General features: G+C 42.4%; 19 protein-coding genes. 8 read left to right on the top strand and 11 right to left on the bottom strand.

Going from position 1 to position 24,973, the window contains the following annotated elements; genetic code table 11:
- Nucleotides 1–142: 142 nt before the first annotated feature.
- The 6 genes from AACT23_RS02040 to AACT23_RS02065 all read right to left on the bottom strand — a co-directional run bounded on the left by AACT23_RS02040 (nucleotide 143) and on the right by AACT23_RS02065 (nucleotide 7,282).
- On the bottom strand, nucleotides 143–361 hold the full coding sequence (locus tag AACT23_RS02040; RefSeq protein WP_013856912.1) for a DUF2835 domain-containing protein: 219 nt from the start codon (nucleotides 359–361) through the stop codon (nucleotides 143–145).
- A 65-nt stretch (nucleotides 362–426) separates the two neighbouring features.
- On the bottom strand, nucleotides 427–3,033 hold the full coding sequence (gene pepN / locus AACT23_RS02045; RefSeq protein ID WP_094127643.1) for an aminopeptidase N: 2,607 nt from the start codon (nucleotides 3,031–3,033) through the stop codon (nucleotides 427–429).
- A gap of 209 nt (nucleotides 3,034–3,242) precedes the next feature.
- Nucleotides 3,243–3,926 carry a hypothetical protein gene (locus AACT23_RS02050; RefSeq protein WP_017050490.1) on the bottom strand — a complete coding sequence of 228 codons (684 nt, stop codon included), beginning with the start codon at nucleotides 3,924–3,926 and terminating at the stop codon, nucleotides 3,243–3,245.
- A gap of 141 nt (nucleotides 3,927–4,067) precedes the next feature.
- Nucleotides 4,068–6,062, bottom strand: coding sequence for a carboxy terminal-processing peptidase (prc, locus tag AACT23_RS02055; protein ID WP_017041969.1), 1,995 nt, complete (start codon nucleotides 6,060–6,062; stop codon nucleotides 4,068–4,070).
- 17 nt (nucleotides 6,063–6,079) lie between these two features.
- Nucleotides 6,080–6,709 (bottom strand): RNA chaperone ProQ, encoded by a 630-nt coding sequence (gene proQ, locus AACT23_RS02060; protein ID WP_017044692.1) that lies wholly within the window; start codon nucleotides 6,707–6,709, stop codon nucleotides 6,080–6,082.
- Nucleotides 6,710–6,808: 99 nt separating this feature from the next.
- Entirely contained in the window at nucleotides 6,809–7,282 is a 474-nt protein-coding gene (locus tag AACT23_RS02065; RefSeq protein WP_013856917.1) for a GAF domain-containing protein, read from the bottom strand.
- A gap of 91 nt (nucleotides 7,283–7,373) precedes the next feature.
- Between AACT23_RS02065 and AACT23_RS02070 the strand changes: the two genes are divergently transcribed.
- The 4 genes from AACT23_RS02070 to rsmF all read left to right on the top strand — a co-directional run bounded on the left by AACT23_RS02070 (nucleotide 7,374) and on the right by rsmF (nucleotide 14,666).
- Nucleotides 7,374–9,209, top strand: a complete 1,836-nt coding sequence (locus AACT23_RS02070; protein WP_094127646.1) for an ABC transporter ATP-binding protein — start codon at nucleotides 7,374–7,376, stop codon at nucleotides 9,207–9,209.
- A 31-nt stretch (nucleotides 9,210–9,240) separates the two neighbouring features.
- Nucleotides 9,241–10,500, top strand: a complete 1,260-nt coding sequence (locus AACT23_RS02075; RefSeq protein ID WP_094127649.1) for a paraquat-inducible protein A — start codon at nucleotides 9,241–9,243, stop codon at nucleotides 10,498–10,500.
- Nucleotides 10,493–13,132, top strand: coding sequence for an MlaD family protein (locus AACT23_RS02080; protein WP_094127652.1), 2,640 nt, complete (start codon nucleotides 10,493–10,495; stop codon nucleotides 13,130–13,132). The genes AACT23_RS02075 and AACT23_RS02080 overlap by 8 nt, the downstream gene beginning before the upstream one ends.
- 112 nt (nucleotides 13,133–13,244) lie before the next feature.
- The gene (gene rsmF / locus AACT23_RS02085) at nucleotides 13,245–14,666 is read left to right on the top strand and encodes a 16S rRNA (cytosine(1407)-C(5))-methyltransferase RsmF (protein ID WP_217899553.1); all 1,422 of its coding nucleotides are present in this window, start codon (nucleotides 13,245–13,247) and stop codon (nucleotides 14,664–14,666) included.
- A 204-nt stretch (nucleotides 14,667–14,870) separates the two neighbouring features.
- Here rsmF and AACT23_RS02090 read toward each other — a convergent pair whose 3' ends face one another.
- The gene (locus AACT23_RS02090) at nucleotides 14,871–15,704 is read right to left on the bottom strand and encodes a CvfB family protein (RefSeq protein WP_013856923.1); all 834 of its coding nucleotides are present in this window, start codon (nucleotides 15,702–15,704) and stop codon (nucleotides 14,871–14,873) included.
- A gap of 98 nt (nucleotides 15,705–15,802) precedes the next feature.
- Here AACT23_RS02090 and AACT23_RS02095 point away from each other — a divergent pair, with 98 nt between their 5' ends.
- Nucleotides 15,803–17,155: a hypothetical protein gene (locus tag AACT23_RS02095; protein ID WP_017044687.1), complete on the top strand. Its 1,353-nt coding sequence runs from the start codon at nucleotides 15,803–15,805 to the stop codon at nucleotides 17,153–17,155.
- A 14-nt stretch (nucleotides 17,156–17,169) separates the two neighbouring features.
- Here AACT23_RS02095 and AACT23_RS02100 read toward each other — a convergent pair whose 3' ends face one another.
- On the bottom strand, nucleotides 17,170–17,649 hold the full coding sequence (locus AACT23_RS02100) for a DUF4442 domain-containing protein (RefSeq protein ID WP_026028837.1): 480 nt from the start codon (nucleotides 17,647–17,649) through the stop codon (nucleotides 17,170–17,172).
- Between the two features lie 119 nt (nucleotides 17,650–17,768).
- Nucleotides 17,769–18,659, bottom strand: a complete 891-nt coding sequence (locus AACT23_RS02105; protein ID WP_010319067.1) for a putative PEP-binding protein — start codon at nucleotides 18,657–18,659, stop codon at nucleotides 17,769–17,771.
- A gap of 206 nt (nucleotides 18,660–18,865) precedes the next feature.
- Between AACT23_RS02105 and AACT23_RS02110 the strand changes: the two genes are divergently transcribed.
- Both AACT23_RS02110 and AACT23_RS02115 read left to right on the top strand, forming a co-directional pair.
- Nucleotides 18,866–19,927, top strand: a complete 1,062-nt coding sequence (locus AACT23_RS02110) for a 3-deoxy-7-phosphoheptulonate synthase (protein ID WP_026028836.1) — start codon at nucleotides 18,866–18,868, stop codon at nucleotides 19,925–19,927.
- 27 nt (nucleotides 19,928–19,954) lie between these two features.
- Nucleotides 19,955–20,437, top strand: coding sequence for a YajQ family cyclic di-GMP-binding protein (locus tag AACT23_RS02115; protein ID WP_010319065.1), 483 nt, complete (start codon nucleotides 19,955–19,957; stop codon nucleotides 20,435–20,437).
- Nucleotides 20,438–20,486: 49 nt separating this feature from the next.
- Here the strand turns inward: AACT23_RS02115 and AACT23_RS02120 are convergent, their stop codons facing one another.
- Together AACT23_RS02120 and AACT23_RS02125 are read right to left on the bottom strand one after the other, a co-directional pair.
- A complete protein-coding gene (locus AACT23_RS02120; RefSeq protein WP_017044683.1) occupies nucleotides 20,487–22,442 on the bottom strand; it encodes a tetratricopeptide repeat-containing diguanylate cyclase in 1,956 nt (651 codons plus the stop codon).
- Between the two features lie 92 nt (nucleotides 22,443–22,534).
- On the bottom strand, nucleotides 22,535–23,455 hold the full coding sequence (locus tag AACT23_RS02125) for a precorrin-2 dehydrogenase/sirohydrochlorin ferrochelatase family protein (RefSeq protein WP_094127658.1): 921 nt from the start codon (nucleotides 23,453–23,455) through the stop codon (nucleotides 22,535–22,537).
- Between the two features lie 457 nt (nucleotides 23,456–23,912).
- Here AACT23_RS02125 and AACT23_RS02130 point away from each other — a divergent pair, with 457 nt between their 5' ends.
- A complete protein-coding gene (locus AACT23_RS02130; RefSeq protein ID WP_026027113.1) occupies nucleotides 23,913–24,941 on the top strand; it encodes an amino acid ABC transporter substrate-binding protein in 1,029 nt (342 codons plus the stop codon).
- Nucleotides 24,942–24,973 lie beyond the last annotated feature (32 nt).

Below are 24,973 nucleotides of genomic sequence, written 5' to 3' on the forward strand. Positions count from 1 at the left end.
AGCATAGCGCTTACCATTGGTAATGCTTGCTTTATTGTAAAAGCTTTATTGACAAATAGTTAACAGTTTTAGGGCAGGTCTGAGGTGAAATGTTTGAGAATGTGATTAAGATTCCTATTTAAATATCTAGAAAATCAGCGGCTCACAGAGTTTCTAACTTTACAAACTTGTTATTTTGGTCAGTTGTCAGCCGAAATCGACCTTTTACTCCAATTTGGCTAAGAAATGGACGAAATCGAGACGCGGGTAGCTGAAGGCGTAAACCTTGATCTGTGTAGACTTGTACAGAGCTTGCTACACCAGAATAGTGCGCTAAGTAAGTTTGATAAGAAATATTGAGAGTAAAATAGTATTGCTTCATAGCCGTTAACCAAAATAGAGCGAGGAGACGTATCTATCACCTCGCTCTTAGTAGAGTTAAGATCCTTAAGATTCGAGCGCTTTTGTTACTTTTTCAAAGAGATCTCGAGCTAAATTATCCATTGACTTCAAAGTCTCCAACTCCGATTTCATCATTGCTTGACGAGTTTCATCGTAGAGCCTGAATTTAAGTAAAGGATCAATTAAACGCGACGCAACTTGGGGGTTACTATCATTGAGTTCACGCAGTATCTGCCCTGCAAAACGGTATCCCTCACCCGATTTTGCATGGAAGTTAACTGGGTTTGCACTGAGGAATGAACCAATTAAACTGCGGGTACGATTTGGATTTTTTAAGCTAAATGCTTCATGTTTCATGGTTTGTTGAATAGTATCCAAAACACTTGGCGCGGGGTTAGTCCCTTGCAGTGCAAACCATTTATCCATCACCAATCCATCGTGTTTCCATTTATTGCTGTAATCATCCATCAGTGCTTGACGGCACATAAGCTGTGCACTATTCGCAGCGCTCATAGCGGCGATGGTGTCAGTCATGTTGTTGGCGCTGTGATACTGAGCCAGCACCAAATCATTGCCTTGGTCGGTATAAGCTAAATAAGCAAGGCAAGTATTGCGCAATGCTCGTTCACCAATTGCACTGTGTTCAATGCTGTATTGTGTCTGTTTTAAACTGTGGTAAACCGCATTGAGCTCATCTTGCAATGCGTTAGCAAGCTGTACTTTCATCGCTTTAAGTACGGTCGCTATTGCATCAACATCCACACGTTTATACCAACCTGAAACCTCATTATGGCTAGGCAATGAGAGCATTTCCGCAATAAAAGCAGGCTCTAGAGCCTCACTCAGTAACACACCACGGAATGCATCAACTACCGATTCAGGCAAATCCGCCGCCTTACCCGACTGCACTCCAAACACATTGCTACGGATATATTTGGCTAACAACATTTGGCCTGCATCCCAGCGAGCAAATTCGTTGCGAGCATTGACCATCAAGAAGATCAGCTCATCATCACTGTAGTCATACTCCAGTTTCACTGGTGCTGAAAATTCGCGCAACAAGGAAGGGATCGGTTTCTCTGGCACATTTTCAAACACGAAGGTCTGCTTAGCCTGTGTTACGTTCAGTACATTAGAGATTCGCTTTCCGTTACATTGTAACTCAATTACATCACCATGAGCGGTGTATAACTCAACATCAAAAGGAATATGCAGCGCTGCTTTCTCTTTTTGCTCGTGCGTTGGTTCGGTTGTTTGCTCTACGGTTAAGGCATAGGTTTTCTGTTGTGCGTCATATTCAGTGCTCACTGAAACAATCGGTGTACCAGATTGGCTATACCATAAACGGAATTGGGTAAGATCGACGCCTGAAGCATCTTCCATCGCTGCTACGAAATCTTCGCAGGTAGCGGCAGTGCCATCATGACGCTCAAAATAGAGCTTCATTCCTTTTTGGAAATTCGTTTCACCCAATAACGTATGCATCATACGAATCACTTCACTGCCCTTTTCATAGACAGTTAATGTATAGAAGTTATTCATTTCTATCACTTTATCGGGACGAATTGGGTGTGACATTGGGCTGGCATCTTCCGCAAATTGTGGCCCGCGAATAATGCGCACATTATTAATGCGATTCACGGCTCTCGACCCTAAATCAGACGAAAATTCTTGGTCACGGAATACCGTTAGGCCTTCTTTTAAGCTTAATTGGAACCAATCACGACAAGTGACGCGGTTACCAGTCCAGTTATGGAAATATTCGTGGCCAATCACCGCTTCAATACCTAAATAATCAGTATCGGTAGCGGTTTTTTCATTGGCTAGCACAAACTTAGAGTTAAAAATGTTGAGGCCTTTATTCTCCATCGCACCCATGTTGAAAAAGTCAACGGCAACGATCATGTAGATGTCGAGATCATACTCTAAGCCGAAGCGTTCTTCGTCCCACTTCATTGCGTTGATAAGTGATGTCATCGCATGAGAAGCGCGGTCGAGGTTACCTTTATCAACAAAAATTTCGAGGGCAACATCGCGACCGGACTTGGTTTTATATTGATCACGTAATACGTCAAAATCACCCGCAACGAGAGCAAATAAGTAAGCAGGTTTCGGATGTGGATCTTGCCACTTCACCCAATGACGCCCTTCTGTAAGATCGCCATGTTCGATACGGTTACCGTTACTTAATAAAAATGGGTAATCTTTTTTGTCAGCAATCACGGTCGTTGTGTATTTTGCAAGAACGTCTGGACGATCGAGGAAGTAAGTAATGCGACGGAAACCTTCTGCTTCACACTGAGTACAGAACGCACCACCCGATTTGTATAACCCTTCTAGTGCGGTATTCGTTTCTGGGTTAATCAGTGTCACGATCTCCAATTCAAACTCTTGAGGTAATGATGAGATCGAGAGCCCGCTTTCAAGCAGCTGAAAATCTTGCCATTCGGTGCCATTCACTTTGAGCGATTTCAGCTCAAGGTTTTCACCATCCAGCACCAATTGGTTATTCTCTTTTTGCTGCTTAACGTGAGAAACGGCAGTCACTGTGGTGTTGGTATCAAAGAGATCGAATGTTAATTCGAGATCCGTAATGGTATGTGATGGAGATTGATAATCTTTGCGATACTTGGCTTGGGGTGTATGAGCCATGTCGGAATCCTTGTTGACGGAGTGAAATGTGACGTTTTTGATAAACATTCAGTAAGATGGCTATAGATCTAAGGCTTGTTATCATTAATAACAACCCCTCAAACCGAAAAACGAGGCATTTTAGACAAATACCCCGTTATTTCGCTGACAATTTACCCATATATCAACAGATTTCACTCATTGCCTTTCTTATGATGAAGATTGCAAGACTACGGATTTACTCGCGCTAAAACAGCCGACATGGAACCATTCTCCACTTCTAAAGTTAACATATCGCTAACAAGCGTATAGCGGGTATCATGTTCTCCGTCTTCATAAAGGAGCACCAAATGATCACCTTCTGTGTAGTACACTCCTTTATGGATCGATTCGTTACCATTAGCACCACTTACTCTGAACATAAATACAAAATCCGGCTGTAAAACGAGATCAAGTTGGTTAATGTCGGTTGCTATCGCATCTTCACCAAATATCCGTTTGCTAGACCACACCCCTGCCAACGCATTTGGTAAAGCTTTAGTGAACATAATGCCGTTTAAGTTGAGCATGTTGTGGTTCACTTTGTATTGATAAACTTGAGGTTGCGATGAATTAAGCCCCAAAATCAAGCTGTTATCGCTGGCGTCAAATTCACCTTCCCAGTGCTCCACATTGTAATTTTTCTTTTGAATATCGATCTTGAAACGATAATTCGATTCCAAGGTCAGTTTAATAGAACGAAAATCATCGGAAGAAGTGTCAGGATTGGGGTTAAGTAGGTACCAATCACCAAGTAAAAAAGGGAGATCAAACTGAGTTAAGTCTTGATGAGTCTGCGTACTACTACTTTGACTTTGTGCCGCACTGGTGCTGATAAGAACAATGCAGGTAAAAATGATGCTTATCCATTTCATAACACGCTCCTCGCTTTTTTCTTAAGCTTAGAACCGGTTGTACGATAAAGCGAAATGTTTGATCTGTATCACGTTATTTATTTGGTTTAAATAAGATCAAAAAAGCGAGCACTAAGGCTCGCTTTTCATTGATACTGGTTGCTAATTTAGCATATCAACAGTGATCGCCACTGCTTCTTCTAAATAAACATCTGGAGTTTCATAATCTTTAGGCACATCTTGCAAGGTTTTATAGGGCTTCAAACCATTGGCGGCTTGTCGCATGTTAATCCGCGCCAAACGCAATTCATCTGCCTTGTCACTCTCTTGCTTACGCACAGATTCATTGAGAGAAATTGTGTTGTCATCTTTCTCCGCTTTATACTTTGCAATATCCTCGTTAATGAAGCCGAACTCCATATCGTTGGCAATACGAGCTTGATGCTGTGCAGATAACTTAGCAATCAGTTTTTCATTAGCTTGTAACTTGTCGTATTTAGCTCGCTCAATTTGATCCCAAGGAAGCGCATTAGGTTCAACGCTCTCACCGGTATCTTTTGCTTCAATCGCAGTGGGTAACGCAATATCAGGCACCACACCTTTATTCTGCGTACTACCACCATCAATACGATAAAATTTCTGAATCGTATATTGAACGTAGCCTAATTCTTTATCAAACAAGTCGTAGATATGATTCAACGAGCGATGCTGTTGAACCGTTCCCTTACCGAATGAGTTTTCGCCAACAATGATCGCTCGTCCATAATCTTGCATTGCCGCTGCAAAAATTTCTGAGGCTGATGCGCTGTAGCGATTCACCAATACCGTCATAGGACCCTGATAACTGATTTTTCCATCCGTGTCACTATTAACGTTTACTCGTCCATAGCTATCGCGAACTTGCACAACCGGACCGCTTTCAATAAATAAGCCGGATAATGCCGTCGCTTCCGTTAATGCACCCCCACCGTTATTACGCAAATCGACGATCACGCCATCCACTTTTTTCTGCTTCAGTTCAGTCAGCAATTTGTCCGTGTCTTGCGCTAAACCGACATAGAAGCTAGGGACTTCAAGCACGCCGATTTTCTTGCCATTTTTCTCGATGATTTTTGATTTAACCGCTCGATCTTCTAAACGAATTTTGTCTCGAACAATAGTGACAACGTGACTTTTAGCGTCTTTACCTTCCGGCAAAACTTGCAACTTCACCTTAGTGCCTTTCGGGCCTTTGATCAGTTGTACGACATCATCTAAACGCCAGCCGATAACATCAACCATCTCTTTGCCATCTTGGCCCACACCAATAATACGATCGCCTTCACCCAACTGCTTGCTATTTGAGGCAGGACCACCCGCAACTAACGAACGAATGATGGTGTAGTCGTCGGTCATTTGCAGTACAGCACCAATCCCTTCCAATGAAAGATTCATTTCTGATTGGAACTGCTCGGCATTACGTGGAGAGAGATAACTAGTATGCGGATCAACTTCACGCGCGAAAGCATTCATATAAAGCTGAAATACATCTTCGCTGTGGGTCTGAGACAGACGTTTGATCGCGTTATTATAACGCTTGCCTAGCGTTTCTTTAATTTCCGGCCACTCTTTACCCGTAAGCTTTAAGTTCAGTGCATCATATTTGACACGTTGCTGCCATAACTTATCGAGCTCGGTTTTATCTTTCGGCCAAGCTGCTTTTGAGCGATCAAGTTCCATCGATTCATCGGCTTCAAATGTAATTTCTTTGTCGAGCAGAGAAAGCGCATATTGAAAACGCTCAAAGCGCTTTTGCATTGATAAGTTATAAACATCAAATGCAATTTGGTTATTGCCAGCCTTGAGTTGATCATCAAGTTGTGTCGACCACGTATGAAAGGAATCAATATCGCTCTGAGTAAAGATATTGCGGTTGTAGTCGAGCAGTTCGAGATAACGATTGAAGATAGCTTGCGAGAAATCGTCATTCAAGTTGAAGTGTTTGTAATGAGAACGAGTAAAACGGGAAGTCACACGCTTACTCGCCGTTTCATGCTGCATTTCTGGGGCAAGAAGAGGTAAATCTTCTTTGCTAAGAGTGGCTTCTAAGGCCTGAACGGATGACGCTGCTAGCCATAGGCCAGCAGCGATCAACGTTAATTTTGAACGGCATTTCATGCGTAGGAATTTCTCCTTTATGCGCGCAAGTGCTCCGCTTTCACAACCATTTGTAGGCCGTTGACAAGTTGAACGCGCACATCTTCCTTATTAACTTCAACAATGGTCGCAGCCATGTTTCCTTTACCCATGTTTACGTTCACTTGTTTGCCAGTGATCATTTCATCAGCATTTAAAGCGCGCGTCTCGACAGGTTTTTCAGCTTTTGGCGCTTTCGCTTGAGGACGACGAGCTTGTGCTTGAGGCTTTTTCGCTTTTGGCTGCTTCGCTTTTGCCTCTTCGCGTGCTTTTTGTCCTTGCTCTTTACGACGAGCCTGTACTCGAGCTTTACTTTCTGCCAATGCGGCTTGTGCGTGCTCTACATGTTCTTCTTCTAACTCTCCACATGGGTTGCCATCAAGGTCAACACGAGTTGCACCTAGTTTAACACCATGTAGATAACGCCATGACGACGTGTATTGTCTTAACGCAGCACGCAGCTGTGTTTTACTTACTTTTGAGTCTTCGTTTAGGCGTTCAGCAAGATCTTGAAAAATACCAATTTTCAAAGGCTTTGCTTCACCTTCTAAAGTAAAGCACTTAGGGAAACATTCAGCAATGTACGCAATAACTTCTTTGCTGTTTTTTAACTTTTCAGTGTTTTCCATGAGGATTCCTGGTTTATGCGGTCTTTCCGCGAGGCATTAAGATAAATATGTTCGGTATTATAGTGACCTAAATGCGAAAAACCACAGGCAATGACCAATTTATGCCTTGTTAGCGTGTGAATTGAGCAGCTTTTCTATCTCAATCATTAATTCTGCCATCCCTTTCTCATCAATTTCAGAAAAACGGCCAATTGTTGGGCTATCGATATCCAATACTCCCACCACTTGACCATTGATAGAAAATGGCACCACCAACTCAGAATTGCTCGCAGCATCGCAAGCAATGTGACCAGCAAACTCATGGACATCATAAACACGTTGTATACGGTTAGTCGCCGCCGCAGTACCACACACACCTTTTCCTAAGGGGATGCGTACACAAGCTGGTTTTCCTTGAAAGGGACCGAGAACCAGTTGCTCTTCTTTTATTAGGTAAAAACCCACCCAGTTAAGATTTTCAAGCTCCATGTTAAATAAGGCGCTCAAATTGGCAAGATTAGCGATTAAATCCGTTTCAGATTCAACCAGTGCCACCGCCTGCTTGGTAAGACGGCGGTATTCTTCTATGTTCATATAAACTCAACGACCTTTTGAAAACGGAAGACATCTATTTTTGAACAGCGTACAATTTCTCACACGATAAATAGGATGCATTCTCATCATAATGACTAATTCCAATGACACTATTAGCCGCTCTTGGGTAATAAAACAAGTAAAAAAACATCGACCTACACTTCTATTTGCCAATGCGATCGCGGTTATTGCAACGCTGGTTAGTGTCCCTATTCCACTATTAATGCCATTAATGGTCGACGAAGTTCTGCTGAATAAACCCGCTTCTGGTTTGGCGATGATGAATACTATTCTACCGACGTCGATGCAAAACCCAACAGGCTATATTGCGCTCACGTTATTGCTAGTGGTCTTGATGCGTAGCGTCAGCCAAGCGCTCAACATACTTCAAAGCCGTCAATTTACTCTGGTGTCCAAAACCATCACCTACCAAATGCGCTGCAAAATGATTGATAAATTAGGACGGATAAGCATCAGGCAGTACGAAACCAAAGGCAGTGGTGGTATTAATGCTCACTTAATCACCGACATCGAAACCATTGATCAATTCATAGGTAGCACACTCAGTAAATTTATCATCAGCCTACTGACCGTGTTAGGCACAGCGGGTGTTCTACTCTGGCTACTGACCGTGTTAGGCACAGCGGGTGTTCTACTCTGGCTTGAGTGGCGTTTAGGGCTGTTTATTTTATTGGTCAACCCGATTGTGATTTACTTTTCACGTAAACTCGGAAGCAAAGTCAAACATCTGAAAAAGCGAGAAAACCAAGCGTATGAACGCTTTCAAAATCGGCTAGTCGAAACATTAGATGGCATTTATCAATTGCGTGCCGCTAATAAAGAGCGAGAGTTTCTCAATGAACTCAAACAGCAAGCCAACCAAGTCCGAGAGAATGCAGACAAATATGCATGGCAATCAGAGGCTGCAGGGCGCGTCTCATTTCTCCTGTTTTTACTTGGTTTTGAGCTATTTAGAGCGGTCGCGATGCTGATGGTGGTCTTTAGCGACTTGACCATAGGGCAAATTTTCGCCGTTTTCGGTTATTTGTGGTTTATGTTAGGCCCAGTGCAAGAACTGCTGAGTATTCAATTTTCTTGGTACAGTGCAAAGGCGGCCTTCCATCGCATTAATGATCTGCTTGCACTGGAGGAAGAGCCTCGCCCTATTTGCAAAATTAACCCATTCACAGATAACCGCCAGGTCGATGTTGAGGTTTCTCACGTTAATTTTGCCTACGATAGTGAAAAGAGTGTGCTCAACGATCTCTCGCTCACGATTCCGGCGGGTAAAAAAGTTGCGTTGGTTGGCGCAAGTGGTGGTGGGAAATCCACGTTGATCCAACTGTTAATTGGTGTGTATCAACCCAATTCCGGGCAGATCCGTTTTAATGGTGCGACCACTGAAGAGATAAGTTTTGATATTATTCGCGATAACATTGCCGTGGTATTACAACAACCTATACTATTCAACGACACCTTAAGGCATAATTTGACCCTCGGCGGTCAATATGCAGAAGAGGAATTATGGCAAGCGCTGCATATTGCACAACTGGATGATGTGACTGCGAATCTCAGTGACGGTTTAGAAACGCTAGTTGGCCGAAATGGTATTCGCTTGTCGGGCGGACAACGTCAACGTTTAGCCATCGCTCGGATGGTACTGAGCAATCCTAAATTTGTTATTTTGGATGAAGCAACATCCGCGTTAGATACGGTAACTGAAGCGGCATTGCACAATGCTCTGACTGGATTTTTGAAAGGTCGAACTACTTTAATTGTTGCGCACCGCCTTTCGGCAGTGAAACAAGCCGATATAATTTACGTGCTGGAAGATGGTCAAGTTAGCCAAATGGGTACGCATCGAGAATTAGTCGAGCAAGATGGGTTATATCAGACCCTTTATGGAAATCTCCAATCGTACGTTTAGTGATTGGGTAACAATAAATTAGGATGATTGTTTGTCTCAACATTCAGCGCTTATTCAACATCCACAATCACCTAACGGCGTGAGGTTGTGTCACGGCTGTGAATTGGCCGTTGATCTCGTCGAGGTTGAGCATGGAAAAAGTGCCTATTGTCCACGCTGCGGTACCCAACTGTACCGCGGTGGATCTCCCTCTTTATCTGGGGATTTAGCCGTCGCCATCACTTGCTTGTTACTGTTTATCCCCTCTCATTTTTTTGAATTCATCAGTATTCGCTTGGTTGGGGTGATGATCCCCGCCACCTTGCCATCCGGTGTCTTTGCGCTGGCTGAAGAGGGCTTTGGAGCGCTCGCTTTATTGGTGCTATTTTGCAGCTCTATTGCGCCACTTTTAGTGTGTGGTTCCGTAGTGACCGCTCATCTCGCCTTGCGTTATCGATGGTTTCATCTACTGCGTGGCTCACTGATCATTATTCAGCGATTAAAAGCGTGGGTAATGCTCGATGTTTTTTTAGTCAGCGTGGCGGTATCTTGTTTTAAACTTCAAGATTATTCCGACATTTTTATCGGTGTGGGGTTGTATGGTTTAGTCTTGCTGCAACTGGCAACCGTATTGCTAGCGACTCGAGTTAGCGTAAGGCGCTATTGGCAAGCGTGGCAGCCAGAGAATCAATATGCCTTCGAGCGTAAAGAGGTGCATTGCCACCATTGCCATCTTTCACAACCAGAAAATACGCACTGCGTGCGTTGCGCGCAAAGATTATATCACCGGAAACCCAACTCGATACAACGAACTTGGGCCTATTTAATTGCAGCAAGTGTCGCTATTTTCCCCGCGAACCTGATTCCAATATCGATTTTAATTACCAACGGACAGCGATTAGAAGACACCATTTTCTCTGGTGTTGCGTCACTGATTAATAGTGGTATGGTCGGAATTGCAATCATCATTTTTGTGGCCAGTATAATCGTGCCTATTGTAAAAATATTCGGCCTGACCTATCTATTACTGGCGATTAAATTTAAGCGAACGGTTTACCACCGTCAGAGAATGAACATTTATTTCGCGATTAAATGGATCGGCAAATGGTCGGTAATGGATCTGTTTGTCATCTCAATTATGTTGACACTGGTTGATCGCGGTCAAATTCTCGACTTCACTCCCGGTTATGGAGCCGTTGCCTTTGGCTTGGTGGTTGTACTCACCATGCTCGCCACGGAAAGTATGGACCCAAGACTCATCTGGGATAATTACCCAGAAATCGCAGACCAAAACGAGCCTTCACATGAGTAAACAAATTTCAAGCCAGCCCTCATACACTCCCGATGTTAAGCGAAACAGGGGCATCTCACCTTTGTGGATACTGCCCATACTCACCATGGCGCTCGCAGGTTGGTTAGTCGTTAAAGCCATTCACGATGCTGGCGAACGAATCCAGATCTATTTTTCGGACGCACAAGGCTTAGTCGCAGGGCGAACAACAATTCGCTACCAAGGGCTCGAAGTCGGCATGGTAAGAGATATTAAACTGTCCGAAGGATTAGAAAACATCTATGTGGAAGCCGATATTTATCCAGAAGCTACTCAGTTACTCAATGACAATACCCGATTTTGGTTAGTGAAGCCAACGGCCAGTTTATCTGGCGTTTCAGGCCTAGATGCGTTGGTTTCAGGAAACTATATTGCGATTCAACCGGGTAACGAAAATAGTTCAGCTGAACACGATAAAGTGTTTAGTGCTTTAGATGGTGCACCTTCTGATCTACTGCCTAATCAAGGGCTTATCATTTCTCTAAAGGCTCGCGATCTCGGAGGTATTTCTGTTGGCTCACAAATCGTCTATAAAAAAATTCCGATTGGTGAAGTGTTTAACTACAAACTCGATGACGATGCAAAGTCGGTACTCATTCAAGCCTCGATAAAAGACGAGTATCGCCACATTATTACCAATGAAAGCCGTTTTTGGAATGTCAGCGGTGTTGGTGCAAGCATTGGCTTTGAAGGTGTTGACGTCCGCTTAGAAAGTTTAAGTGCATTAATCGGTGGTTCAATTGCCGTCGATTCACCGGACGGTGGAGAGCCTGTTGAACAAAATACCCAATTTAGTCTCTATCGCGATTTAAAAACCGCAGGGCGTGGTATCCCTGTGAAAATCACCCTACCCGATCAGCATAATATTAACCAAACCGGTGCCCCCATCATTTACCGAGGAATAGAAGTCGGCCAAATCACGGAATTGCAGCTCAGTAAAAGTCACCAACAGATCATCGCCTCTGCCGCTATCCAACCGGCTTTTAGCGATATGCTCAATTCGGGAAGCCGTTTTGTGTTGGAAGAGGCCAAAGTCTCACTCTCTGGAGTTGAGAACATCGGTAATTTGATCAAAGGGAATTACTTGACACTCATTCCTGGCAAGGGCGAAAAGGCCAGAAGTTTCACTGCAATTCGCCAATTTGAATTTAATCAGTCACAAGCAAAATCGATTGCTATCAAACTTACAACGGAAAGCTCATATGGCTTAGATGTGGGCAGCCAGATTTTGTATCGAGGCATCGCGGTAGGTTCAGTAATTGACGTAAAGTTGCAGCAAGACCGTGTTGTGCTCAATACGCTGATTGATGAAGAGTACTCATCACTCATACGCTCACAGAATCGTTTTTACATTACAGGCTCGGCCACCGCAGAGCTCACCGAATCAGGCCTTAATGTTTCGATCCCTCCTGCCAAACAACTGCTCGCCGGCTCAATCAGTTTCATCAGCGAAGGCGCTGAAAATGCGAGTAATGAATACCCGCTATATCAAAGTAAATCCTTAGCTGAGCTTGCAAAATATAATCAAAGCGGCTCACAGACACTGACTCTTTTTGCCGACGAGCTTCCTCCCATCAATCCGGGCAGCCCGCTCCTATACCGTAACCTTCAAGTAGGCAGTGTTTTTGGCTTTAAGCTCACTAAAGAAGGTGTGAAAATCGAGGTCAAAATAGAGAATCAATATCGCCATCTGATTACGAATCAAACTGTTTTTTGGAACCGTTCTGGCGTCGAAATTAATGCAACACTTGCAGGCGTAAAAGTCAAAGCCGCTCCTTTAAAAACTTTAATTCAAGGAGGCATTGCATTTGATTCGTTGCAAGGTATTGATAACAAAGATCAGAATTTGTGGAAGCTCTATGACAGCTACGATCAAGCACGTAAGGCGGGCCAAGAAATCATCTTAACGGCCGATTCATCCTTTGGCGTTACGCTAGGAACATCCATCAAATATAACAATATCACTGTGGGAGAGGTTGTTTCTGTAACACCCGATTTCAAGACAAACCAAGTTACACTCCAAGCGAGAATTGAGCCTAGCTACGCATTAGGCATTGCCAGAAATGGCTCTCACTTTTGGGTAGCGAAAACTAAGATTGGCTTCAATGGTGTTGAAAATCTGCAAAACTTACTCAGTTCCAGCATTGAGGTCCAACCTGGGTTTGGCGATGTGCAGTATCAATTTGAACTAGAAAAACAGCCACAACAAGCACTCGGTATTGAATTCACCTTACAAAGTGAAACACGAGGATCAGTGGCTGAAGACAGCCCTGTTCTCTACCGTGAAATGGAAGTAGGCAAAGTAACCCATGTTGCTCTAGGAGACTTTGCAGACCGCGTCATGTTTACCATTGAAATCCAAAAAGAGTTCGCTTATCTGGTTCGCAGCAATAGCGTATTTTGGAACACTTCTGGCGTCGATGTATCCATCGGTTTATCTGGTGCAAATATAAAAGCAGGCACGTTAGATAGCATCATGAAAGGCGGAATTACATTTGCCACTCCAGAGCAAAAACAGCTCCAACCTATCGCTAAACAAGGCCAAGCATTTTACTTATATCCTGAAGCCAAACCAGAATGGCGCCAATGGCGAACAGCCATACCAAAACCTTAAAGGGTTAACCTTGATTCTTATAAAATGCAGCTGATCGGCTGCATTTTTTATTATTTTGATCTCATCACGATTCTTATATAATCCGGCCTCAACTCCCAGACGAGATACTGCTTTGCACGCCAATATAACCCTACCTGAACCTTTTCTTGCGACAATTGAAGCGATACTGCCCACACATCTAACGATGAGTGATTTTATTGCAGCTTGCCAGCGTCCTCTGCGTAAAAGTATCCGAGTCAACACGCTAAAAATCTCTGTTGATAGCTTTTGTCAACGCGCCGTAGAAAAAGGATGGGCTTTATCACCAGTGCCTTGGTGTAACACGGGTTTTTGGATTGAAGCCGATGAGTCTGTCGTGCCTTTGGGTAACACAGCCGAACATATGGCAGGGCTTTTTTACATTCAAGAAGCCAGTTCTATGATGCCGGTGTCCGCTCTTTTCACTGGCGATGAATCGTTCAATTCAGTACTCGACATGGCGGCGGCTCCGGGTTCAAAAACAACGCAAATTGCGGCGTGTATGGAAAATGAAGGCGTATTAGTCGCCAACGAATTTTCAGCCAGCCGTGTTAAAGTGCTGCATGCTAATATCGAACGCTGCGGTGTACGTAACAGTGCACTGAGCAATTTTGATGGTCGAGTCTTTGGCGGTTGGTTACCGGAACAATTTGATGCGGTGTTAATAGATGCGCCATGCTCAGGAGAAGGTACCATCCGTAAAGATCCTGATGCGATGAAAAACTGGAGCAAAGAATCTGTATTGTCGATTTCCACAACACAAAAAGATTTGATTGAAAGTGCGTTTCAAGCTTTAAAGCCCGGCGGTGTGATGGTCTACTCAACCTGTACATTGAGCACAGAAGAGAACCAACAAGTGTGCTTGCATCTAAAAGAAAAATATCCACAATCAGTTGAATTTGTTTCCCTTAGCTCATTGTTTGAAGATGCAAAAGCAGCTATTACAGACGAAGGGTTTTTGCATATATTCCCTCAAACTTATGATTGTGAAGGTTTTTTTGTTGCGAAAATCCGTAAACTTAGCTCTGTACCCCACCCTGAAGTCAACAAACGCTTAGGTCAATTTCCTTTTGCGAAAGCCAACCTTAAACTCACACAAGAGATCACGGATCAACTCATGAAAACGTTTGAAGTTGCGATCCCCGATGATACCAGTGTCTGGCTACGTGATAATGATGTATGGTTATTTCCAAACGCACTGGAACCTATGCTCGGCAAATTCCGCTTCTCTCGCATGGGGATAAAAATCGCTGAAACACATAAAAAAGGTTATCGCTGGCAACATCAAGTCGCTACATCATTAGCGACTGGTAACGAATCAAACTGCATCACACTATCGATTGAAGAAGCGCGAGATTGGTACATGGGCAGAGATGTCAGACCAGCACTACAAACTGGCACTGGCGAAGTGCTGGTTAAACTCGGTAACGATGTGATTGGCCTAGGGAAATGGGTAGGAAACCGCATAAAAAATGGTTTACCAAGAGAACTCGTTAAAGATAAAAATTTGTTTTAACACGCCCAAAAATAGGACAAAAATCTAGAAAACACGCGCACTTCTAGCGATAACAACTATACTTACAGGGAAGCATAAGTACGACTATTTTAATGATTAGCGTAGGCTCAAATGAGCCATTCCCCTAGGCCCAAAAACGGAAAAGTTTTGGGCCTTTTTTTATCGTCAAGGAAAATAGATTGCAACAGGAGGTGAACGCCTCAGCTATACAAGATGAATTCCATCTTCCCCAATGGTAATTTTTCCCTGCTTGTACAAACCACCAATGCTCTTCTTAAAGGTTCCCTTACTGGTACGGAACATCGAAAAAATAGCTTCTGGTGTCGATTTATCACTTAATGGAAGAAAACCACCCTTTTTCTCAAGTAACTCTATGATCTTAGTGCTTAGCTCATCCATTTTTGCTACGCCAATTTTTTGCAGAGCTAGGTCAATTTTTCCATCTTCACGGATATTTTTGATGTAGCCTTTTAAGGTCTTACCAATAAACAACTTACCAAACACATCTGATGGGAAAATCATCCCCCAATGCTCGCCATTGATGATGGCCTTGTATCCGAGTTCTGAGTGTTCTGCAATTAATAGATCAACTTGCTGATTCTGCGTATAGTTTGCAGGGGTTTTGTCCAGCCACTTGTTGAATTTAGTTGTGCCTACGATGCGGCCGGAAGCCTTATCAGTGTAGACATACACTAAAATCATTTGTCCTTCTTTAAAACGAGCACGCTGTTCGCTGTAAGGCACCAATAAATCTTTACCCTTCAGACCCCAATCAACAAAAACACCAGTGCTATTCACACCCTGAACTTTCATCAATCCCCACTCGCCTACTTTTGCAATCGGTTTTTCAGTCGTCGCGGCAAGTTGATTGTCTGAATCGAAATACAAAAATACGTCTATTTTCTGCCCCAATTCAACCCCATCTGGGGTAAATCGTTTAGGCAGTAAAGTGGTTCCAAAATCTTCAGCATCCAAAAACACGCCGAAATCAGCAATCTTTACGACTTCTAAACTGTTTATTTGACCAACGTTAATCATTTACTATGTCTCACCTCAATTTTGCAGAGATTATACGTGATCTCTGTTATCCTTTCCTGCATTCAAGGGAAAAATAAGCATTTTTTCAGGAGCTTTCTTTGGTTAATGTCGATAAGCAAGATACCATCACGCTTAAAATTTCACATGCCATGTCTCAGAGCAAAGAACTTGATCTAGACATTTACCTATTCATTCCCGGTGATTTAGGTCTAACACCCGAAATACTTCCTGAATCTGACTTTTACTATAGCTTCATCCATCAAGAGCGTGCGTATTACAGTGATAAAACGTTACTGCCCTTAGTACACAGCCGGCTTGCACAACGAGGCCATCTCTCTTCTACTCAGTATCGAGTCAGTTTGAGTTTATTTGCTTATCAGTATGTTATCGCTCTAGATAAAGCTGTAGTACAACTCAATACGACGAGTGACACCGTCACATCAGATGAAGTTGATAGTGTCATTGAACTCTCTTTAGATATTTTGAAAAGATTGCGCCGCAGCATTCCTTATGAAGAGAGCTTAAAACGCTATTACGCCAATATTGATAACTATTTATCTTGGTATACTGAGCAAAAGTTTCTTTCCCTAGTCGCACACATGAACCGCGATGGTGAATATAAAACCATCAAAGAGCGTCTAATTACACTGGTTGAGAAAGAACAGGCACATCGTAAACTTAACAATTACAACTCGGCAAAGGCAGGGGAAGACATCACTCGGCTGAGTAACAAGATGCGCCTACTACGCCGTTTAATCGAGCATCCCATTGTGCTTAATGAACACGTCACTTCTTTAGGTAATAACATGAAGCGTGCCGTAAAAGGCATCGCGACTGGGCTTGTAATGCTGTTTGTCACCGTCATCGCCATTACAGCTCGCGACTATTGGGGGGAAATCACCGCCTCTTTTATCATCGCTATGTCGTTTGTTTATGCATTACGCGAGATCTTTAAAGATGACTTACGCGATATGCTGTGGCGCTGGATCCGTAAAGGAAAACCTAAATGGAAGCGTCGTTACATAGACCCAACGACCGGAAAATCTGTAGGTTACAAAATTGAATGGCTTGATTATACCAACCTGAGTAAATTACCAGACAGAATCAAAACAATTCGAAAGAAACGCATTGTTCAAAGGGAGGAACAGGTACTTCACTATCGCTCAGAAACGGCCATGTCAACTTCACGCTTCATGAGTGGCTATGAGGAAACACGCGAAACTTTACACATTGATCTACGCCCTATTACCCGTTTGATGGACAAAGGCTCTAATCGCATTTATCAGTTAAGTGGTGGTCAAGTGAGTCGAGAAACCGTAGAAAAACGGCACTTGCTCAACTTGATTATCAAAGAAGATAACCATAAAGAAGAGCCCCGCTACTACCGTTGGAAAATTGTTTTAAATAGAAATAAGATTGTCGACATTGAACCGATAGAATTAAGTGAGTAGTCTCTAATTCAGCCTTATTTACCAATACGCTTTAACGATAAAGTAAGATGAAACTCCGCCATAGGCTCGTCACCATGCAATGAAGGACAGGTTGCAATGATCTTTACTGTCTGATTGACTCGCTCTCCGGTCGCGATAGTTTCATCAAGCATACTGTCTATTAGCTGGCCATCATGGCAATGAAAATGAACATCCGCCTCCGGCCTTTTTAAAAACTCCGCACTAACCGCTTTAAACGCCAACGATACTTTGGAGCCACGCTGTTGTGCTTTATGCATTGCCATAAAACCGCCCGCTACGTCTGCACCAACGGCTAACACACCAAAATACATACTATTTAAATGATTTTTATTGCGACGTTTAAGTGGAATTCGAATTTCTACAGAGTGTTCGTTTAGCACTAAAATCTTTGGCCTGCAGGACCAAATCAATGGCACTTTTAAAAAACCAAACAGATTTAAGTAAAGATTCGCTTTTGTTAATGGGGAGAGCATGAGGCTTGACCTTTTTAATATGGTTGTCGGACCAGTTCAAGGTATACGCTGTGAAATGTCAATAAGTTGTTACAAAAAGTTAGGGTTGAGCGCAGCTATTCTGCGCCCAAATCAGATCATTACATTTTTACCACAACATCAGCCTGAACACTTTCAGCTAAGTGCTCCTGCAGCTTTGGATAACTTGCTAGTGCTTGGGTGACGACCAAAATCGGCTTATTCGCATGACGTGCCGCTTTTGATGCTAAATCGAGCAACGTGATGACCGCCTCACTCTCTGGATTAAACAAATGGGAAAGTTCGGGGTTCTCTTTATCAATGCCTAAGGTGTATTGTGTTAAGTTATCGATGTTGATGACCACACCATCAAAATAGTGCATCAAACGCTCTGCCAACAATGCCGCTGATGGAACATCGCAAGAATAAAGCACTTTCAAACCATCTAAACTCCGAGGTAAAGACTGCTCTGCCAGTCGGTCAATGATCGTAGCCGCATCACTTAATGTTCGAACAAATGGCACCACAATTTCGATGTTCAATCCTTGCTTGCGCAATGCCTTGATCACAGCGCATTCATAACTAAACGCTTTTGCATACTGGTTGGAAGAAAAACGCGATACGCCACGCACTCCCATCGCTGGGTTAATTTCATCCGTTTCAACACTTCCACCGATCAACGCTTTATAAGTGTAACTATCTGCATCACTCAAACAGACACGAATCGTAGTGTGATTTTTTTGAACCGCTGCCACGACTCTATCAACAATGGTTGACGTAAAATGCTCCGCCACCGCTTTGTCATCAAGAATGGATTGCAAAGAGCCTTGCTCAAGTTCAGTTAGATTCGCAAAATGTTGCTCAATCGAAGGATGATAAAACAACGAATCTAAAATAATGTCGGACAGCGATACATACAAATGCTGGGCATTTCCACTTGATTCAATTGCCGCTGGAAGGGCATCACCTAAGATCAACTGAGGGTGGATCGTATCATGTTGTGCCAAACTCATTCATTACTCCCTACATTTTTAATTATCTTGCTCAGGAAAATACCCATAGCCGAGTATTAATTCAAGTAAAAGTAAATATTTATGACAAATTTATGAATAAAATTTCATCTTGCAGATGATAAGCAATAAGTTTTCCGTTTTGGAGTTTATTCCTATTGCCAATTCCGTTATCTTTACCGCTTCGCAATAAGAGTACAGGCTTTACCATGCCATTAAAAACAGATGAATTAAGAACTCAAGCCTTGGGCCCAATGCCGACTCCGGCAGAGCTTGGAAATGCGCATCCGATCACAGACGACGTAGCAGAGCGCATCGCAAACTCACGCCGTCAAATTGAAAATATTCTGACTGGTCACGATGATCGCTTGTTAGTCATTGTCGGTCCGTGTTCAGTACACGACACTGAAGCCGCAATGGATTACGCTCAACGTTTGAGTGCGATCCAAGACCAATATAAAAATGAACTGTTTATCGTCATGCGTACCTATTTCGAGAAACCACGCACCGTTGTGGGCTGGAAAGGTTTGATTACGGATCCCAATCTGGATGGTTCATATGCACTGGAAACAGGGCTCAATAAAGCACGGAAATTATTATTAGATATCAACAAGCTAGGCCTTGCTACTGCGACTGAATTTTTAGACATGATTACCGGGCAATACATCGCAGATCTCATCACGTGGGGAGCTATTGGTGCGCGTACTACGGAATCTCAGATACACCGAGAAATGGCGTCTGCACTGTCGTGCCCTGTCGGTTTTAAAAATGGCACGAATGGCAACATCAAAATTGCTATTGATGCCATTCGAGCGGCCCAAGCATCACATTACTTTTACTCACCGGATAAAAATGGCCGTATGACCGTTTATCGTACCAGTGGTAACCCCTTTGGCCATGTTATTTTACGCGGTGGTGATACAGGGACAAACTATGACGCTGACTCCGTATCTGCAGCCTGCGAGCAACTGATCGAATTCGGCTTAGCCCCGCGCCTCATCGTAGATTTTAGCCACGCGAATTGCCAAAAGCAGCATAGAAAACAGATAGATGTAACGGCCGACATCTGCACACAAATACGTACAGGTAAGGATTTCGTTGCTGGTATTATGGCTGAAAGCTTCATTATCGAAGGTAATCAGCCAATGCATGACTTAAATAACCTCACCTATGGTCAATCGATTACCGATCCATGCTTAGGATGGGATGACACAGCAACTATGCTGGATATGCTGGCACAAGCGATCACTGACCGCCGTAACTTAAAATAAATACTAAGCAATAGATAAGGAAACACCATGCCTTCTTTTGATATCGTTTCAGAAGTCGATACTGTTGAACTTCGTAATGCTGTCGATAATGCAAACCGAGAGCTTTCTACTCGTTTTGATTTTCGTAATGTAGAAGCTGGATTTGAACTCAAAGATGAAGTTGTAAAACTGTCTGCAGAAGATGATTTTCAATTGGGTCAAATGATGGATATTTTACGTGGCAACCTCGCGAAACGAGGTGTTGATGCCAAAGCGATGGAAGCGAAAGATTCTGTACATTCCGGCAAGCGCTGGTTTAAAGATGTCCAATTTAAACAAGGACTGGACCCGTTAACCTCAAAGAAAGTGGTAAAAGCCATTAAGGATGCCAAGCTCAAAGTCCAAGCATCCATTCAAGGTGAAAAAGTAAGAGTAACGGGTAAAAAGAGAGATGATTTACAATCAGTGATCGCTCTAATGCGTGAATCGGATATGGGCCAGCCATTCCAGTATGACAATTTCCGAGACTAACAGCACCACGAATAAAATATCAAAGCCACCTCACTAGGTGGCTTTTCAATCACTGATAACTATCATTTACAATGAATCGATTCCTTCCTTCTGACTTCGCTTGGTATAACGCTTGGTCTGCACTCTCCATTGCACTCTGCCACGACAACGCCAACTTAGACACCGACTTCTCAGCAATTGCTCCAATGGAAACAGTTACAGGAACCCGCTGCCCTGCCCAGTAAAATGATGTTTGTTCGACTTGAGCACGAATTCTCTCCAAGACTTCTTTAATATGAGCTTCTGGTGTACTAATGATCATCACAAACTCTTCACCTCCCCACCTCATAAGTAGATCTTCAGGTCGAAGCTGCTGTTTCAGAATGGTAGATAATGCCCTTAACACTTCATCCCCCGCCTCATGACCATACTGATCATTTATTTTTTTGAAATAGTCGACATCAATTATGGCTAATAAATGTGGTTTATTATTAGTTGTTTCTTCCTGATAAGAAAACCAAGTATCAAGATATCTTCGGTTATACAAATCCGTGAGTGGGTCATGTGTAGATTCAACTTCTAACTTTGCATGATCCTGCTGTAAAGTTGAGTGTTTGATTTTAAATTTTTTATACTTTCGATAACTAATTAAAGATACAAAGCTAATAATAATAAATAACAAAAAATACAACCATTCCCTAAATTCCTGAGCTTGTATCTGTAGCTTCTGTATATCGTTCTTAGCACTTAATAGCAATAATTCTTGTTCGTCGAGTTTTCTGTCAAATTGATTTTTTAGACTCAATGCCTCTTTTTCTCTAGACTGAAGGATAAGTTTTTTTTCTAATGTTGCCATTTTCTTATATTCAAACAATGCTTCATCATATCGACCTTTCTGCTCATAAATTCTTGAAAGAATATCAGTAGCATATATTATTCTTGGCACATTATTGTGATCTGTATAAATTCCTACCGCTTCTTTGGCGCTCAAGATGGCCAATTCTAACTGAGTTTTTGCAAGATAGACTTCCGCTAAACTCTCTTGACAGTATGCGGTAAATAAGGGATTAGACTCTTCCCTAGCAAGAGATAAACATCGAATCATAATATCTAAGGCATCTTCTGTCTCACCTTGATTTAATAAATTATCGGCTAAGTTAACCATAGTCTTAAACTGCAACTGTTTAGAACCTGTTTTCATCGCTCTATCAAAAGCAAGTTCAACATTGCGCTGCTGAGATTCTTCACGTCCTAACGCTGTATCTATCACACTGGCATTAGTATATAAAATAGCTTCGGTGAGTGAGTTAGAGAAATTATGATTCTGGTATACTTTCAAAGATCTCTTACTATATATATCAGCGTTTTTCCAATCCTCCGTATGAATATACACAGTCGATATATTGTTTAGAATTATGCACATTTGTATAGCATATTTATTCCTATCAAATAATTGATAAGCAATTTGATAATATTTTAAGGCTTTCTTTAAGTTGGTTTGATCAAATGAAATATTACCCAATAAATTATAAACTCGCCCTTTCAACCCATTATATCCAATACGCTCAACCATCTCTAGAACATCATTGAGTAAGGATTCAGATTGAATTAATTGTTGTGATGAATATAATTCCTGTGCTTCATAAAAATAAGCCTCCGCAATAATCCAGTCTATATTGTATTGACGACCAATAGCCAATGCTTCCTCAGTAACTAGAGGAGTAATTCCCGCAAATTGTATTAAATTATTTTGTGAAAATATATAGAGAGCTTTTGCCTGAGGTGACCACCACTGTCGCCAATCCGTAAAAGAGCTTTTGATAACTTCAGGACGCTCAAAAGAATCATAATATAAATTGAGAAATGAGGCATCGCTTTTATTAATATTACAGCTCAAATAATCATCTGCACAGAACTCAGCTTCTTGCAACTTTGAGTGACATTGTAACGACATAAAAATAGAAACCAAACTCACAATGCTAACCACAAGGAAGGATTTGAACGAACGTGGCATCGATTTATACATAGTACATAAGCTCTTCAGTTTTGAGTCATCTTCGTTTTATCAGGCTCGGTCTGCAACATAATCCGATAAAACAATAACCTATGGCACTATTTTTACAACATTAAGTCTTTCCCCACAAGCAAAGCGTACTCTGCTCTGTTTCTAGGTAACAAAATACATATTCTTTTGCGATCAGACTTTGCTTGCTCAAGCTTTTCTGCAAGTTGCGCGGCATTCTTAAAACTTTCCCTTTCAGCATCACGGCGAACAAGATCAATCAATTCAAAAGGAGAATGTTGTTCATAAAAAACCACCTCTGCCCTTTGCATGTAACGTAGCGCTTTGATCGGCAGCATTTCAACATCATCGCCACAGCTTATCCATGTACATTGTGCTGATTCTTCTATAGGCACTAAGAGAGCTTGTTGGTATAAACGCTCTAATTCTTCACGGCTTACTGCATTTTCTGTTTTGGAATCACTTAAAAAGGCTTCCCAAAACTTTCTTCTAGCACTGACAGAATTGAGTGATTGTTTAATTGAATTTCTCTTGGAGGCAGCGAAATCAGCAAGCAACGAGAGATTTTGCGGAAGAACTGCTTCCAATGTTTCTCGGATATTTCTCACCAACACTGGTGATGCACCACCACTGGATATTGCGATCTGAATTCGCCCACGGTTGACTATCGATGGCGTGATAAAATCACAGTATGGTTGATCATCGACAACATTGACCAAAACACCTGTCTTTCTTGCATCTTTATGCACTTGGTGGTTAAGCGACGGATTATCCGTTGTGGCCCATACCTGCCAGTATTCTTTCGTTAATAGTTCTGATGAATAAAAATTTTGAACCCATTGGCAACGATTCTGCTCTACCAGTTCCAAAAGATAACGTTCAATCTTAGGTGATACGACGGTGACTTGAGCCCCAGCTCGAATCAATGCTTCTACTTTTCGACAGGCGACTTCGCCCCCACCCACAACCAGCACTGGTTTGCCCAATAAATTCAAAAACAGAGGAAAATACTGCATTTCATTCCATGAATAATCTAGATAACTATTCGCTTGATGCTACCAAAAATAGGGCATCTGCGACACTAATTAAATGCAGCCAAATAATTATCAACCAAATTTTCGCCATTAGACAGTTGAAAATCCTGACAACACACTAATGACACAATTGTTAATTTTACGTTAAAAGAGAAATATACTGCTTCTATTCTGTTGCCCCACTATTGAACATGGTTGCACTATTTACAATCTTGCAACATTTGTTCATTCTAGCTGCAGCTTAGGTTTGTGAATCTAATCAAAAATCTTTCAAATTACTAATTTGAGAAAATACAAATCATTACCTACGCTTATAAACGGTTGATTTGTAAATGTGCGATTGCATGCAAATACAACTTGGAAAGCTACACAACAACATTTTTAGTACGTTGTATCAGGTGTCACCTGGTTTAACATGGATCATACAGGAAGGATACAAATGGCGAATAAACTCACTGTTCTTGCTTCTGTTGTAGCAGCTTCTACTGCCATGATGGCGACGACAGCTTCAGCAGCAGATAGCACTTTAGATAAAGTACTTTCGCAAGGTTTTATTACTTGTGGTGTGAGCACTGGTCTACCAGGCTTTTCCAACCCGAACTCAAAAGGGGAATGGGAAGGCATTGATGTTGAATATTGCCAGGCACTTGCCGCAGCAGTTCTTGGTGACAAATCGAAAGTAAAATATGTTCCACTCACAGCAAAAGAACGGTTTACCGCCCTACAATCAGGTGAAATCGATGTTCTTTCGCGCAATACAACCTGGACGCTCCAACGCGACGCAGCACTCGGCCTTAATTTTGTCGGCGTAAACTATTATGACGGTCAAGGGTTCATGGTGAAAAAAGACCTAGGAGTGAAAAGTGCAAAAGAGCTTGATGGGGCATCGGTTTGTGTCCAATCCGGTACAACTACTGAGCTGAACTTGGCGGACTACTTCCGCAACACGGGCATGAAATACAAACCTGTGGTATTCGATACAGCAGCGCAAACCTCAAAAGGTTTTGACGCGGGCCGTTGCGATGCTCTAACAACCGACCAATCTGGTTTGTATGCGCTACGTTTGAACTTAACTGATCCTAACGTCGCGGTTGTATTACCTGAAATCATTTCTAAAGAACCACTTGGGCCCGTTGTTCGTCAAGATGATGACAAGTGGTTTAACGTGGCGAAATGGACTCTCAATGCGATGGTTAACGCAGAAGAGTACGGTATTACCTCAAAAAATGCAGATGAAATGCTTAAATCTAGCGATCCTAATATCAAACGCATACTTGGCCTGGATGGTCCTAAAGGTAAAGGTTTGGGCATTCGCGATGATTGGGGATACCAAATTGTAAAACAAGTCGGTAACTATGGTGAAAGTTTTGAACGCACTGTAGGTAAAGGTTCTCCACTACAAATCGCACGAGGTGCAAATGCGTTGTGGAATGCTGGCGGCTTTATGTACGCTCCACCACTTCGTTAATAGTCACACAATCCCAAATAGGCGGTTTTAAC

The organism is Vibrio sp. V09_P4A23P171, from assembly GCF_963875615.1.
GTDB classification, from domain to species: Bacteria; Pseudomonadota; Gammaproteobacteria; order Enterobacterales; family Vibrionaceae; genus Vibrio; species Vibrio anguillarum.

Bases quoted from the DNA above. Each gene is read 5' to 3' on its own strand.
- AACT23_RS02040 (WP_013856912.1), bottom strand. From the start codon at position 361: ATGAAGCAATACTATTTTACTCTCAATATTTCTTATCAAACTTACTTA.
- pepN (WP_094127643.1), bottom strand. From the start codon at position 3,033: ATGGCTCATACACCCCAAGCCAAGTATCGCAAAGATTATCAATCTCCA.
- AACT23_RS02050 (WP_017050490.1), bottom strand. From the start codon at position 3,926: ATGAAATGGATAAGCATCATTTTTACCTGCATTGTTCTTATCAGCACC.
- prc (WP_017041969.1), bottom strand. From the start codon at position 6,062: ATGAAATGCCGTTCAAAATTAACGTTGATCGCTGCTGGCCTATGGCTA.
- proQ (WP_017044692.1), bottom strand. From the start codon at position 6,709: ATGGAAAACACTGAAAAGTTAAAAAACAGCAAAGAAGTTATTGCGTAC.
- AACT23_RS02065 (WP_013856917.1), bottom strand. From the start codon at position 7,282: ATGAACATAGAAGAATACCGCCGTCTTACCAAGCAGGCGGTGGCACTG.
- AACT23_RS02070 (WP_094127646.1), top strand. From the start codon at position 7,374: ATGACTAATTCCAATGACACTATTAGCCGCTCTTGGGTAATAAAACAA.
- AACT23_RS02080 (WP_094127652.1), top strand. From the start codon at position 10,493: ATGAGTAAACAAATTTCAAGCCAGCCCTCATACACTCCCGATGTTAAG.
- AACT23_RS02090 (WP_013856923.1), bottom strand. From the start codon at position 15,704: ATGATTAACGTTGGTCAAATAAACAGTTTAGAAGTCGTAAAGATTGCT.
- AACT23_RS02100 (WP_026028837.1), bottom strand. From the start codon at position 17,649: ATGCTCTCCCCATTAACAAAAGCGAATCTTTACTTAAATCTGTTTGGT.
- AACT23_RS02105 (WP_010319067.1), bottom strand. From the start codon at position 18,659: ATGAGTTTGGCACAACATGATACGATCCACCCTCAGTTGATCTTAGGT.
- AACT23_RS02110 (WP_026028836.1), top strand. From the start codon at position 18,866: ATGCCATTAAAAACAGATGAATTAAGAACTCAAGCCTTGGGCCCAATG.
- AACT23_RS02115 (WP_010319065.1), top strand. From the start codon at position 19,955: ATGCCTTCTTTTGATATCGTTTCAGAAGTCGATACTGTTGAACTTCGT.
- AACT23_RS02120 (WP_017044683.1), bottom strand. From the start codon at position 22,442: ATGTATAAATCGATGCCACGTTCGTTCAAATCCTTCCTTGTGGTTAGC.
- AACT23_RS02125 (WP_094127658.1), bottom strand. From the start codon at position 23,455: ATGCAGTATTTTCCTCTGTTTTTGAATTTATTGGGCAAACCAGTGCTG.
- AACT23_RS02130 (WP_026027113.1), top strand. From the start codon at position 23,913: ATGGCGAATAAACTCACTGTTCTTGCTTCTGTTGTAGCAGCTTCTACT.